At 64.4% G+C, this 13,934-nt stretch carries 10 protein-coding genes; 5 read left to right on the top strand and 5 right to left on the bottom strand.

The window, feature by feature from the left end:
- On the top strand, positions 1 to 138 hold a 138-nt coding region (locus tag ISP15_RS07990; RefSeq protein WP_404546719.1), incomplete at its 5' end, for an integrase core domain-containing protein.
- Between the two features lie 22 nt (positions 139 to 160).
- On the opposite strand, the gene xseA is transcribed toward ISP15_RS07990, so the two are convergent.
- Positions 161 to 1,528, bottom strand: coding sequence for an exodeoxyribonuclease VII large subunit (xseA, locus tag ISP15_RS07985; RefSeq protein WP_404546713.1), 1,368 nt, complete (start codon positions 1,526 to 1,528; stop codon positions 161 to 163).
- A 227-nt stretch (positions 1,529 to 1,755) separates the two neighbouring features.
- Between xseA and ISP15_RS07980 the strand changes: the two genes are divergently transcribed.
- Positions 1,756 to 3,750 (top strand): acyltransferase family protein, encoded by a 1,995-nt coding sequence (locus ISP15_RS07980; protein WP_404546711.1) that lies wholly within the window; start codon positions 1,756 to 1,758, stop codon positions 3,748 to 3,750.
- A gap of 32 nt (positions 3,751 to 3,782) precedes the next feature.
- On the opposite strand, the gene ISP15_RS07975 is transcribed toward ISP15_RS07980, so the two are convergent.
- Positions 3,783 to 5,240: a phospholipase D-like domain-containing protein gene (locus tag ISP15_RS07975; RefSeq protein ID WP_404546709.1), complete on the bottom strand. Its 1,458-nt coding sequence runs from the start codon at positions 5,238 to 5,240 to the stop codon at positions 3,783 to 3,785.
- A 108-nt stretch (positions 5,241 to 5,348) separates the two neighbouring features.
- Here ISP15_RS07975 and ISP15_RS07970 point away from each other — a divergent pair, with 108 nt between their 5' ends.
- Together ISP15_RS07970 and ISP15_RS07965 are read left to right on the top strand one after the other, a co-directional pair.
- The gene (locus ISP15_RS07970) at positions 5,349 to 7,298 is read left to right on the top strand and encodes an acetyl-CoA hydrolase/transferase C-terminal domain-containing protein (protein WP_404546708.1); all 1,950 of its coding nucleotides are present in this window, start codon (positions 5,349 to 5,351) and stop codon (positions 7,296 to 7,298) included.
- A gap of 162 nt (positions 7,299 to 7,460) precedes the next feature.
- Entirely contained in the window at positions 7,461 to 8,273 is an 813-nt protein-coding gene (locus tag ISP15_RS07965; protein WP_404546706.1) for an HD-GYP domain-containing protein, read from the top strand.
- Here the strand turns inward: ISP15_RS07965 and aat are convergent.
- The 3 genes from aat to trxB form a co-directional block, all read right to left on the bottom strand.
- Entirely contained in the window at positions 8,257 to 9,006 is a 750-nt protein-coding gene (gene aat / locus ISP15_RS07960) for a leucyl/phenylalanyl-tRNA--protein transferase (RefSeq protein WP_404546704.1), read from the bottom strand. The genes ISP15_RS07965 and aat overlap by 17 nt on opposite strands.
- Positions 9,003 to 10,139 (bottom strand): GNAT family N-acetyltransferase, encoded by a 1,137-nt coding sequence (locus ISP15_RS07955; RefSeq protein ID WP_404546702.1) that lies wholly within the window; start codon positions 10,137 to 10,139, stop codon positions 9,003 to 9,005. The genes aat and ISP15_RS07955 overlap by 4 nt, the downstream gene beginning before the upstream one ends.
- Before the next feature lie 159 nt (positions 10,140 to 10,298).
- Positions 10,299 to 11,261, bottom strand: a complete 963-nt coding sequence (gene trxB, locus ISP15_RS07950; protein ID WP_404546700.1) for a thioredoxin-disulfide reductase — start codon at positions 11,259 to 11,261, stop codon at positions 10,299 to 10,301.
- A 275-nt stretch (positions 11,262 to 11,536) separates the two neighbouring features.
- Here trxB and ISP15_RS07945 point away from each other — a divergent pair, with 275 nt between their 5' ends.
- Positions 11,537 to 13,861: a DNA translocase FtsK gene (locus tag ISP15_RS07945; RefSeq protein WP_404546699.1), complete on the top strand. Its 2,325-nt coding sequence runs from the start codon at positions 11,537 to 11,539 to the stop codon at positions 13,859 to 13,861.
- Positions 13,862 to 13,934: the final 73 nt, after the last annotated feature.

Genomic DNA, 13,934 nt, shown 5'->3' with positions numbered 1-13,934 from the left:
CAGAACAGCGCCGAACGCCAGGCTGCTTTGCAACCGTGGATGCATCGTTACAATCACCATCGACCTCATTCCGCCCTTGGCTACCAACCGCCTATCAGCCGGCTAGCGCGGAACAACGTATCGAACTTCAACACCTAGGCCGATTGGCGAGCGCTGGCGATCATTTCTCGCTGACACGCACAGTCAGTTCGCCGTCCGCAAGCCGTGCACGCAGCGGCGTGTCGATGGCGACGTGCTGCGCTGAACGCACCACTTTGCCATCGGCGTCGAACAGGATCGCGTAGCCGCGTTCCAGCGTCGCCAATGGACTTACCGCATGCATGGCGCGCGCGCACTGCTGCAGCCCAAGACGTTCGCGTTCCAGCTTGTGCGCGGTCATGCGCTGCAGATGCAACCGATGCTGCTCGAGTTGCTGCCGCAGCAAGGCAAGTTGCCGGCGCGGGTGCTGCGCCAGCAGGCGTGCGTGCAGGCGATCGAGCAGTACCGTCTTCTGGCCGAGCCGCGCGAGGCGCGCACCGAGCAAGCGGCGATGCAACTGCCGCAGCCGTTCGCGATCGCGCGCCAGCCGGGTTTGTGGTCGCTGCAATTGCAGGCAGCGCAACAGATGATCCACGCGCTGGCTGTGCATGTGCAGCTGGCGTTCCTGGATCGCGACTACCCGCTTGCCCAGTTGCTCCAGGTGACGCCGTAATGCCAGCGCGTCCGGAACCAGCAGTTCCGCGGCGGCCGAGGGCGTGGGCGCGCGCAGGTCGGCGACGAAATCGGCAATGCTGATGTCGATCTCGTGCCCGACCGCGCTGACCACTGGCACGGTACTGGCGTAAATCGCGCGCGCCACCTGTTCGTCATTGAAGGCCCACAGGTCTTCCAGCGAACCACCGCCGCGGGCCAGCAACAGCACGTCGTAGCGGCCGCAGCCGGAGGCTTTGCGCAGCATGGCTACGATCGCGGGCGGTGCCTCGCGACCCTGCACCGGCACGGGCAGCACTTCTACTTCGACCAGCGGCCAGCGACGGGCCAATACGCTCAGCACGTCGCGGATCGCCGCGCCGGTGGCGGATGTGATGACCCCGATGCGCCGCGCGAAGCGGGGCAGGGCGCGCTTGTGTTCCTGCGCGAACAAGCCTTCGGCGTCCAGTTGCGCCTTCAGCCGTTCGAACTCGCGCTGCAAGGCGCCTTCGCCTGCCGGCTCCATATGCTCGGCCACCAGCTGGAACTCGCCACGTGCCTCATACAAGCCGACGCGGGCGCGGATCAGCACGTGCATGCCGTCGGCCGGCTTGAAGCGCAGCCAGCTGGTCTTGGGCTTGAACATGGCGCAGCGCACCTGCGCCGCGCTGTCCTTCAAGGTGAAATACAGATGGCCGGAAGCCGGCCGCGCCACGTTGGACAGTTCGCCCTCGATCCAGACCAGCGGCAGCGCATCTTCGAGCAAACCGCGCACCAGCCGGTTGAGCGTGCTGGGCGTAAGGATGTGCCGCGGCGGCTGGCCGCCGGCATCGTCACGGAAGTCGTCAGGCGCATGCATGGGGGCGGGAGACTAGCACGAACGGCTGCAAGAACATTCGATTGCCGCACGATACGCAGCCACTTTCTCACCCAGTTGTTCTAACTGGCTGGCAGGACGGAATTTTCTGCGCCATCGCCGACGCTGGCCTGCGGCTTCACGCAGCCGGCGGCGCCATGTTAGGGTCGCGGGCCGTGTTGCGGGCGACAAAGCCTGGCACCCCTATCCGCGAGCCTGAGTGTTCCTTGATGCATTACCGGAAAGACATCAGTGGCCTGCGGGCGGTGGCGGTGGTGCTGGTGCTGCTGTTCCATGGCCGGCTGGCGGCGTTTCCGTCGGGCTTCGTCGGCGTCGACGTATTCTTCGTGATCTCCGGTTATCTGATTACGTCGATCATCCAGGCGCAATTGCTTCGCGGCACCTTCTCGCTGGCTGATTTTTACGTGCGCCGGCTATGGCGCATCCAGGTTGCCCTGCTCGCTGTCGTGCTGGCGACGCTGTTGATAACGCTGGCGTTCTATTTGCCGCTCGACTTCAAAGCTTACCTGCGCTCGGCGATTCACACGGTCAGCTTCACCTCCAACGATTATTTCGCGCACGCGACCACCGCCTACGCGGCGACCGATTCGCAAGTGCTGCCATTGCTGCATACCTGGTCGCTGGCGATCGAATGGCAGTGGTACCTGGTGCTGCCGCTGTGGCTGATGCTGCTGCATCGCTTCATCTCGCCAAGGCAGGGCCGGCTGGTAGTGGCTTGCGTCACGCTGCTGGCCGCAGTGATGGCAATGCTGGTCGTGCATAGCGAGGGCAGCAGCGCGTATTTCCTGTTTACGCCGCGTGTCTTCGAGTTCCTGTTTGGTGCCTGCGTCGCGCTGTTCAGTCCGGGGCGGCCTACGCCAGATGCCCGCTTGCCGGTGAATGCGCTCGGCATGCTGTCGCTGTTGGCTATCGTGGCCATTGCGATGGTGCCGGGCGTGATCGACCATTATCCGAACGGCTATGCGATAGCGGTGTGTGCGGCGAGCGCGGGCGTGATCGCCGTGGGAGCGCGCGAACGCAGTTGGGTGGCCCGCGCATTGTCATGGCGCTTGCCGGAATTTCTCGGCGATATTTCCTATTCGCTTTATTTATGGCATTGGCCGATTTTTGCGACGATCCGTTACCTGGGCGTGCCGGAATATGCATCGGTGTTGCTGGCATGCTACGCATTGACGCTGGCGTGCGCGTATCTGTCCTATCGCTACATCGAGCAGCCGTATCGCAAGAGGCATCCTGGCCTGCTCAAGTCGCTGCTGTGGCTGGCAGTGCTGCCTTTGTTGCTGCTTTCGGCGCTGTATGGCGTGGCCGACCGGCTGCATTTCATGCCCGGCCGTTTCGGATACGACATGGTGCGCATCGATCGTGCGCTCGATCGCTACACCCCGCCGAACCGGCAGCGCTGCATCCAGAGCAGCGGTCCGCGCATGGCCGACATGAGCGGCTGCATGCTTGGCGACCGACAGGCATCGCGCGCGGCGCTGATGATCGGCGATTCCTATTCGAACCAGAGCTGGAATTTCATCGATGTGCTGGCGCGTGACGCAGGCATCGCGGTGACGGCGGTGGCCACGCCCTCCTGCCTGGCGTTCCCGCATCTGACGATGCAGGGCTGGTGGAAGATGAGCGATGCCCAATACCAGGTGTGCGTTGATCATGTGCAAAGCGATTACCAGCGCATCGCGGCCGGGCATTACCGCTACGTTATCATTGGCGAGAACTGGCTTTATTACGATCCGGATTCGATCGTCAGCGCGATGGGTGACGAGCGCTCGGTGCCGGCCGGCCACGCACGGCTCGAAGCGGCCGTCAGGCACGCGCTGGACCTGATCGTCGGCGCGGGGGCCACGCCGGTACTCATCGAGAGCCCCGCGCCGGTGCCCGACAATTATGAGGTGTGTTTTTACCGGCATTTCAAGTTGCGCCTGCCAGCTCAATCCAATACCTGCGCGGTGCATCCGGCCCACGACGCGGCAGCGACATGGCTCGAGGGCATGTTCGCGCGGCTCAAGGCGTCCTATCCCGCGCTGGTGCTGATCGATCCCAAGGATGCGCAATGCACTGGCGGCAGCTGTCTGTCAGCTGTGGACGGCGTTCCGGTCTATCGCGACGTGGGACACCTTAGCGACTATGCGTCCTACCGGCTGGGCGAGATCTATCTCCAGCGCAAGGGCGATCCATTGAAGCAAACGGCAATGAAACCGTAGTGGCGGGGCCGGTGCATGACGCCAGCCAGCGCTTAGCGGTCCGACTCTTCGATACCCCGGACACGCTGCGGACGACGTCGGCGCAAATGCCATGCCCGGACGCCGGTATTGATCGCGAACCAGATCGCGATCGCGCCCACCGGCCAGCCGACCGCTGCCGGCCAGAGGATGGCGACCGTGGCAAGCGCGGCAAACAGTAGCGTGGCGCCGACCAGCGGGGCCGCTTCGGTATCGCCCAGCACTCGTCGTTCGGTCAATGCCGCGCCCATGGTGTTGGCAATACGCAGCGCGCCGGCCGCCGCACGGCTGGTGCTGCCGCCGAGATGGCGGGGCTGTGGCGGTCGCATCTCGCTACTGCGCACACGTTCGCCGCGACGGTAACGGCGCGGCGCCAGCACGATTTCGGTGGCGTTTTGCAGATCCCTTTCGTATTGCGCGGCCATTTGCGCAGCGAAACCGGCATGCTCGACGGCAACATCGATCTCGCGATTGTTCAACCAGCTGGCAAGATTGAGATTGGAGGAGCCCACGCGCGCCCATTGTCCATCGGCCACCGCCGTCTTGGCATGCAGCATCGAGCCGTTCCACTCGAATACCCGCACGCCCGCCTTCAGCAGCGGGCGATAGCCGGAGCGTGAAAGACTGGCGACCATCGGCAGATCGCTGGTGCCGGGCACCAGCAGGCGCACGTCCACGCCATCGCGCGCGGCGGCCGACAATGCCTGCACGTAAGGCGCCACGCCGACGAAATAAGCATCGGTCAGCCACAGGCTGCGGCGCGCCATCGCGGCAATCAATTGATCGAGCCGATACATGCCCGCGGTGGCCGGTTGGGTGGCGATCACGCGCAAGGAGATGTCGCCGGCCAAGGTGTCCTCGGGTGCAGGCGCGAACACCGGGTGGATGCCGCCTGCCACCTCCCAGCTGTCGGCAAAGGCTGCTTCCAATTGCAGCACCGCCGGACCACGCAGGGCCACGCCCGTATCCCGCCACGGCGGTATGCGGCGCGAAGCCTCGCCCAGCCATTTCGCGCTGATGCAGACACCTGACAAAAACCCCAGCCGGCCATCGACCACCAGTTGCTTGCGATGGTCGCGGCTCATCCAGCCCAACGAGCGTCCGAACTGCGGCGGATTGAATACCCGCACCTGGCCGCCCGCTTCGCGCAACGGTTTCCAGAACGCCGAACCGGACTGCCCCAGGCAGCCCATCCAGTCGACGATGACGGCGACGTAAACCCCGTCGCGCGCGCGTTCGGCCAGGGCATCGCGAAACGCGCAGCCGATATCGTCGTCGCGCACGATGTAGTTTTCCAGCAGCACGCGCTGCCGGGCGCCGCGGATCGCGGCCAGCCACGCATCGAAATGCTGTTGCCCGTCGATCAACAATTCAATCTGGTTGCCGCCGATCAACGGCGCGCCGGCGGTACGGCTGAGGGCCTGTTCGGCGAGCAGCCGGCTGGGCGTGGACGGCGATGTGTCGGAAACCATGCTGGGAGTATAGGGAAGCGGAAGCGGGAAAAAGGATGGGCGAGCCGCGAAACCTCCGCCGATGCCTGCTGCTGTTGCCGGAAGGCGCGCTTCTGGCATGATCGCCCCATGTTGCCGGAGCAGCGTTTCACGGACACCGACGCCTGTGCGCAGCTGATCGTCGAGCGGCTGGGCGCCGACCTGCGCGTTGCTGCGCCGTTGGGCCTGGGCAAGCCGCATGGATTGCTCAATGCGCTGTATGCATGGATGCTGGCCGATACCTGGCGGTCGATGACCTTGTACACCGCGTTGTCGCTCATGCGGCCGCAGCCAACACCGGGATTGGAAGCACGCTTCCTTGGCCCGTTCCTGGAACGCCATTTTGGCGCCGGCTATGTCGATCCGCTGTATGCGATCGACCAGGCGCGCGGCAAGCTGCCGCCGAACGTGGCGGTGCACGAGTTCTACATGCAATCTGGCGCGCTGCTGCATTCGGCCAGCGCGCAGCGCGACTACATCAGCCAGAACTACACGCATGTGGCGCGCGACCTGGTGGTGCAGGACATCAACCTGCTGGTGCAATTGGTGGCGCGCCGCGAAACGCCGGATGGCGTGCGCTACAGCCTGTCATGCAATCCCGACCTTACTTCGGACTTTCTCGACCGCGTGAAGGCGGCCGGCAAAGCGCGGCCGCTGTGCGTGGCGGTGGTCCATCCGGACTTGCCCTATCTCGGCGGGCATGCCGAGGTAGCGCAGGATGTCTTCGATATCGAGCTGGCTCCCGTTTCCTCGCCCGCTTTGTTCGCGCTGCCGCGGATGCCGGTGGACATGGCTGAATACGCGCTGGGCTTGCATGCCAGCGCGCTGGTAAAAGATGGCGGCTGCCTGCAGATCGGTATCGGTGCGTTGTCCGATGCGTTGGTCAAGGGCTTGCTGCTGCGGCACCAGGACAATGTCGCGTGGCGAAAACTACTGCTGGCCCTGGACCAAGGCGGCACGACGCACGCGCTGGCGGCTCGTATCGGCGGCCTTGGCAGTTTCAAGTCAGGCCTGTACGGCGCCAGCGAAATGGTGATGGATGGCTTCATGCAACTGGCCAAGGCCGGCATCCTCAAGCGCCGTTGCTGGGACAACCTCGCGTTGGAACGCGCTGCCATGGCGGGTCGCCTGCCGGACGACGTGCCTGGCGGTCACTATTTGCGTGGCGCCTTCTTTCTCGGCTCGCGCGAACTCTATGCCTGGCTGGCGCAGACCGCCGCAAACGATCCCGATGCGATCGACATGTGCCGCGTCTCGAACGTGAATCAGCTTTACGGCGACCACCAGCCGCTGGCCATGCTGCAGCGGCGCGGCGCGCGTTTCTTCAATAGTTGCATGATGGCCACCTTGCTTGGCGCCGTGGTCTCCGATGCGCTGGAAGATGGGCACGTGGTCAGCGGTGTCGGCGGCCAGTACAACTTCGTGGCGATGGCGCACGAACTGCCCGATGGCCGTTCCGCGCTGCTGCTGCGTGCCACGCGCCAGGGACCCGATGGCGTCGAAACCAATATCCGTTGGCATTACGGACACATCACCATTCCGCGTCACTTGCGCGATCTGGTGATAACCGAATACGGCGTGGCGGATTTGCGCGGCAAGAGCGACAGCGAATGCATCGAGGCGATGCTGGCCATCAGCGATGCACGCTTCGTCGATGCGTTGGCCGCGGAAGCCAAGGCGCACGGCAAGCTCGCGGCGGATTTCAAGATTCCCGAAGCGTGGCATCAACATCGCCCCCAGGCCTTGCGCAAGGCACTGGCAAAGCCGATGCGCAAGGGATTATTGCCGCGGTTTCCGTTCGGCAGCGATTTCACCGAAGTCGAGCAGCGCCTGCTGCCTGCGCTGGAATGGCTGAAGACGTGCGGTGGCAACTGGCGGGGACGTTGGCGATTACTCAAGGCCGTAATGCAACCCGGCGCGCCCGGCCCGGAAGAGGCCGCTGCGCTGGAACGAATGGGACTGTCCACCGCCACGGCATGGCGCGATCGTATGCAGCGCCGCCTGCTGCAGGCAGCCTTGCGCCGGAATAGTGCGCAATGATTTCTCGTCGCGGTCAGGGTCCTGCACTTGTGCATTCGCGCGCGACGCCTGGATGCCTTGTTCACGCCGCGCGCTGGATGATTTGCGCAAGACAGCACAGCGGATCTTGCTTTACGGATGGCAGAATGCGTCTTTGAGACGCGCCCAGGGGGAGGGCAGTCAGTGAATGTAAGCCCGCAGTTGCGAACCGCCGGCGCCTATGTGCTGATCTCCGCGGCATGGATCTGGTTTTCCGGCCAGCTGCTGGGCGACCTGGTGCACGATCCGCAGCGGATCGTGCTGTATCAGATTTTCAAGGCATGGCTGTTCGTGCTCGGCACCGGCGCCCTGCTGTATTGGATGATCGGGCGCACGGTGCGCAGGCTGGCCGATGCCAACCGGCGCCTGCTCGAAAGCCATGAACAAGCCTTGCGCGTGCTGGTGCAGGCGATGGATGTGCGGCATAAGGAAACCAGCGACCATTCCGAACGGGTGGTGCGGATGGCCGCCGGATTGGCGCAATTGGCTGGGCTGGAAGGCGATGCGTTACGGGATATCAAGTTCGGCGCCTTGCTGCACGACATCGGCAAACTGGCCTTGCCCGATGCCATCCTGATCAAGCCGGGCAAGCTGGACGACGCCGAGACGCAGGTCATGCGCACACATCCGCGCATCGGTCACGACATGCTGCAGCGGGTCGAATTCCTGCGCGGCGCCAGCGTCGTGCCGTATAGCCATCACGAACGCTGGGATGGCAGCGGTTATCCGCAAGGGCTCAAGGGCGACGCCATTCCACTGGCGGCACGTATTTTCAGCGTCGTGGACGTATGGGATGCGTTGAGCTTTCCGCGCGTCTACAAGCCCGCATGGCCGGAAGCCGAGGTGCTGCATTATTTGCGTGATGCGGCCGGCAGCCAGCTCGATCCTGCATTGGTGCAATTGTTCCTGGACCATTATCCCGCGCTGAAGGCGCTGGCGCTCAATCCGACCAATTGAGATCAACGTTGTCCAGCAGGTGTCGTGCGGGTAGTGGCGCGAGGTGTTGCCAATGTCGTGGATCGAAGGATGATGAGGTCAGCGCGTCGACTTGTTTCAGGAATGCGGCGCGCGGAATTTCCAGCGCGCCCAGGCTGAGCAGGTGCGGGTTGCTGACCTGTGCGTCGATCAGCGGGAAATCCCAGCTGCGCAACAAGGCGGCCAGTGCGCACAGCGCGAGTTTGGAACCGCCGCTGCATGCGCTGAACATCGATTCACCGCAGAACAGCCGGCCGATGGCGACGCCATATAGACCACCGGCCAGGCGATTTCCATCCCACACTTCCACGCTATGCGCGCGGCCCCTCTCATGCAGGGCCTCGTAGGCGTCGATCATGGCCGGGCTGATCCAGGTGCCCGATTGCCCGGGCCGTGGCGCGGCGCATGCCTTTACCACGCTACGGAACGCGCGATCGACGGTTACTTGCCATGTCGTGCCTGCCAGCGCCCGGCGCAGGCTGCGGTTGGGCCGCAACGTGGCGGTATGGAAAACGCAGCGTGGATCGGGCGACCACCACAGGATCGGATCGCCTTCGTTGAACCAGGGAAAGATCCCTTGCGCGTAAGCGGCGGTGAGGCGTTCTGGCGCAAGATCGCCACCGAATGCGAGCAGGCCGTTCGGTTCGTCGAGCGCGCTGCGCGGATCAGGGAAGCGATCCGGCAACTCTTCGTCGAGCAGTGGCAGCCGGATCATGACTTGGCGTAGGGGCTGCGGTCGAGCAGTTCTTCGGCATAGGCATCCATGCTCTCTCCCTCGGGCGCGAGTGCGCGGCGCACGGCGGCGCGAAAGCCTTCGTGCAGCAGGTAATGCCGCGAGTGCGTGCGCACCGGCAGGAAGCCGCGGGCAAGCTTGTGCTCACCTTGTGCACCGGGTTCGAATCGTTGCAGGCCCTGCGCGATGGCGTATTCGATACCCTGGTAATAGCACAGCTCGAAATGCAGGTCGGGCACCTCGACGCTTGCGCCCCAATAGCGGCCGTACAAGGTGGTTGCACTGCGCAGCATCAGCGCCATGGCGACGATCTCGCTGCCGCGATAGGCCAGCGCCACCTGCACGGCATGGCCGAATTCGCGGCGCAGGTAATGGAAGAACGCTTCGGTTAGCGCTGCGTGGTTGCCCTTGGCATCGAACGTGGCGGTGTAGAGCGCATGCACCTGCCGCCAGGCTGCGGTGTCGAGTTCGGCGCCGCTGACCATGTCGATATGCAGGCCATATTCGGCGAGACGCTTGCGTTCATGCCGGATGTTCTTGCGTTTCTTGTGGTTCAGTGCGGCAAGGAAGGTATCAAAGTCGGCATAGCCCTGGTTGTGCCAATGGAACTGCACGTCGCTGCGCGTGATCCACGTGTCGTCGAAGGCGTCCAGGTCGGCCTCGGCCAGGAAATTGGCATGCACCGACGATAGCTTTAGTTGCTGTGCCTGTTGTTGCATGGCCGCCACCAGCAACGCTCGCAATGCGGCAGCCTGGGTGGCGTCACTGCCGACGAGCAGGCGCGGCCCGGTCACCGGGGAATAGGGCACCGCATTGAGCAGCTTGGGGTAGTAGTCGCCACCCGCGCGCTCCCAGGCGCTGGCCCAGCTCCAGTCGAACACGAATTCGCCGTGCGAATTGCCTTTCAGGTAGAGCGGCGCGGCGGCGAGCAGGCTGCCATCGCGGTAAAGGCCAAGATGATGGGGCTGCCAGCCCCAGTCAGGGCGGATGCAACCGCTGCGTTCGAGCCCGGCCAGGAAAGCGTGCGAGAGGAACGGATTGTCGTCCGGACGCAGCGCGTCCCAGTGTGCGGCGGCGATATCGTCGATGCTGTCGTGGAAGCGGGCTTCAATCACGTTCTTTTCCGGCGCCCTCTTTTTCCGCAGGGAGATGGAGGAAGGCATAGCTTGCCATGATCGTCATGGTTGGCTCGGGGATCATCCGTGCGGCGGCACGGATGATCCTGCCAGTGGAAGTCTCAATGCAGCCTGCTTCCGAAGGACCGGCAGCAACTGTCAGGCAACTGGCTTGCCCTGGTCCAGCCAGCGTTCCGCATCCAGCGCCGCCATGCAGCCGAAGCCGGCCGACGTCACTGCCTGGCGATACACATGGTCGGCCACGTCGCCGGCGGCGAACACGCCGGCAATCGAGGTCATGGTCGCCATGCCTTCCAGGCCGCTGCGGATCTTGATGTAGCCGTCGTGCATGTCCAGCTGGCCCTCGAAGATGCCGGTGTTCGGCGTATGGCCGATCGCCACGAAGAAACCGGTAGCTTCGATATCGCGGGTAGCGGCGCTGTTGAGGTCCTTCACGCGCACGCCAGTCACGCCCGAAGCGTCGCCCAGCACCTCGCCGATGGTGTGGTTCCACACCAGCTCGATCTTGCCGGCGGCGGCCTTCTCGAACAGCTTGTCCTGCATGATCTTCTCGGCACGCAGTTTGTCGCGGCGATGCACCAGGTAGACCTTGCGGCAGATGTTGGACAGATACAGCGCTTCCTCCACCGCCGTATTGCCGCCGCCGACGACCACGACATCCTGGTCGCGGAAGAAGAAGCCGTCGCAGGTGGCACAGGCCGACACACCCTTGCCTTTGTAGTGCTCTTCGCTGGCCAGCCCCAGGTACTTGGCGGTGGCGCCGGTGGCGATGATCAGCGCATCGCAGGTGTACTCGCCCGCATCGCCCTTGAGGCGGAATGGACGCTGCTTGAGATCGGCGGTGTGGATATGGTCGAACACCATTTCCGTCTCGAAGCGTTCGGCATGCTCGGCCATGCGCTGCATCAGTTCCGGGCCCTGTACCCCCTTCACATCGCCGGGCCAGTTGTCGACCTCGGTGGTGGTCATCAATTGCCCGCCCTGCTGCAAGCCGGTGACCATGGTCGGCTTGAGGTTGGCGCGCGCTGCGTACACGGCAGCGGTGTAGCCGGCAGGACCGGAGCCGAGGATCAGCAGGCGGCTATGTTTGGGGGTGGTCATTGCTATAATCCTTAAGGAGTTACTGGCGATGTTGTACGGTAGTTCGCCATGATGGCGGCGCTGGTTTCGGCAGTGCTGCGGGAATCCGCAAGGATGGGGAAGTCGCGAGGTCTATTCAAGGCGTCCAGGGACGAGCGGCGCCCGGCGAGGGCGCCCGCCACGTCGTGCAAGCAGGCCCAGGTGCCTGCGCCCTCGCTATCGGCCGCCCGCCGCTTGTTACACTCCCCGCGCATCCTTTTGTTCCAAATCCAGCACCTGCAAGGAAAAACACCCCGGTGGCGCGCAGCGCGAACGTTCGAAAAGAAAAGCCGAAGGCGGGCATGAGCGAAGAGGTCAAGCGCCGCCTGCGCGAAGCGGGTGCCTTGCTGCTGCTGCCGCTGGCGCTGTACCTGCTGGTCTGCCTGCTCAGCTACGACGGCTCCGATCCGGGCTGGTCGCACGCCGATACCAGCGCGCATGTGCACAATCTCGGTGGCACCGTGGGCGCCTATATCGCCGATCTGCTGCGCTACCTGTTTGGCGGCGTGGCGTATTTTTTCCCCTTGCTGCTGCTGTTCCTGGGCGTACAGGTGCTGCGCAACCATGGCGTGCGCAGCGTGCAGCCGTGGGAGCCGTCGCTGCGCCTGATCGGCTCGGTATTCTTCTTCATCACCATGCCCGGCCTGTGCTGGCTGAATTTTCCCGATAGCAGCATGGGCCCCGAGGGCGCTGGCGGCGTGATCGGCCACGCGGTCGGCCACGGTTTGCTGCGTGCGTTCGGGGACAAAGGCGCTCCGTTGCTGCTGCTGGCGGTGTTCCTGATCGCGGTGACGCTGGCGACGGGTCTTTCGTGGTTCAAATTGATGGATCTCACCGGGCAGGGCGTGTTGCGGCTGGCCTCCTGGTTCGGCGGCAAGCTGCGCGAGGCGCCGGAAGTGATCGCCGCGCACCAGGCCCGCGCCGAGCGCGAAGTGGTGAAGAAAACCGAGGCGATCAAGCAGGCCAAGCGCGAGCCGGTGCGCATCGAGGCGCCGGCCGCGCCGGTGGTGAAAAGCGAGCGCGCGCGCGTGGAAACACAGATTCCGCTGTTCGTCGGCGCGGCCCAGCCGGGCGAGCTGCCGCCGTTGTCGTTGCTGGACGAAGCCCCGGAGCAGGGCCCCGGCTACTCGGAAGAAACGCTGGAAGTGCTGTCGCGCCAGGTGGAGCTCAAGCTCAAGGATTTCCGGATCGAGGCCAAGGTGGTCGGCGTCTATCCCGGCCCGGTGATTACTCGCTTCGAGCTGGAACCGGCCGCCGGCGTGCGCGGCAGCCAGGTGTCGAGCCTGGACAAGGACATCGCGCGCGGCCTGTCGGTGGTCAGCGTGCGCGTGGTCGACGTGATTCCAGGCAAGAACGTGATCGGCCTGGAAATCCCCAACGCCAAGAAGCAGATCGTCTACCTCTCGGAAATCCTGCGCTCCGACAAATACGACCAGCAGAAATCGCCGCTGGCGCTGGCGCTGGGCAAGGATATCGGCGGCAAGCCGGTGGTGGTCGATCTGGGCAAGATGCCGCATCTGCTGGTGGCCGGCACTACCGGTTCGGGTAAGTCGGTCGCGGTGAACGCGATGGTGCTGAGCCTGTTGTACAAGGCCAGCCCGAAAGACGTGCGCATGATCATGATCGACCCGAAGATGCTGGAGCTTTCGGTCTACGAAGGCATTCCGCATTTGCTGGCGCCGGTGGTCACGGACATGAAGGAAGCGGCCAACGCGCTGCGCTGGTGCGTGGCGGAAATGGAGCGCCGCTACAAGCTGATGGCCGCGGTAGGCGTGCGTAACCTGGCCGGCTTCAACAAGAAGGTGAAGGACGCCGAGAACGCCGGCCAGCCGCTGCTGGACCCGTTGTTCCGCCCCAATCCAGAAATGCCGAACCTGGCCGCCGAGCCGTTGGAGCCGCTGCCGTACATCGTCGTGATCATCGACGAGTTCGCCGACATGATGATGATCGTCGGCAAGAAGGTGGAGGAGCTGATCGCGCGCCTCGCGCAAAAGGCGCGTGCCGCCGGCGTGCATCTGGTGCTGGCGACGCAGCGTCCGTCGGTGGATGTGATCACCGGCCTGATCAAGGCCAATATTCCCACCCGCATTGCTTTCCAGGTGTCGAGCAAGATCGACTCGCGCACGATTCTCGATCAATCCGGCGCCGAGACCCTGCTTGGACATGGCGACATGCTCTACCTGCCGCCCGGTACGGCCACGCCCGAGCGTGTGCACGGCGCTTTCGTCGACGATCATGAGGTCCACAACGTGGTCAACTGGCTGCGTGCGCAAGGCGCGCCGCAGTACATCGAGGGCGTGCTGGAAGAAGTGCAGGCCACCAGCGATGGCAAGTTCATCAACGACGCCGGCCTGCCGCAGGAAGGCGAGGAAGGCGGCGATGCCGACGCTCAGCTGTATGACCGCGCCGTGCGCATCGTCACCGAGACGCGGCGCGCGTCGATCTCGGGCGTGCAACGCCATTTGCGCATCGGCTACAACCGCGCCGCCCGCTTGATCGAGCAAATGGAGCAGGATGGCGTGGTGAGCGGGCCCCAGCACAACGGCAACCGCGAAGTGCTGGCGCCGCCGCCGCCGAAGTAGGCAAGCCCTCGTGCATCGCGGGGGAGGCCGGAGAGATCGCGCTCCGTGGCGATTCACCATCCTCTGTCCACTA

This window comes from Dyella jejuensis (assembly GCF_044904675.1).
Classification (GTDB): domain Bacteria; phylum Pseudomonadota; class Gammaproteobacteria; order Xanthomonadales; family Rhodanobacteraceae; genus Dyella_B; species Dyella_B jejuensis.
Note: the sequence above shows the minus strand (reverse complement) of the source record. Positions and strands in the feature narration are given on the sequence as shown.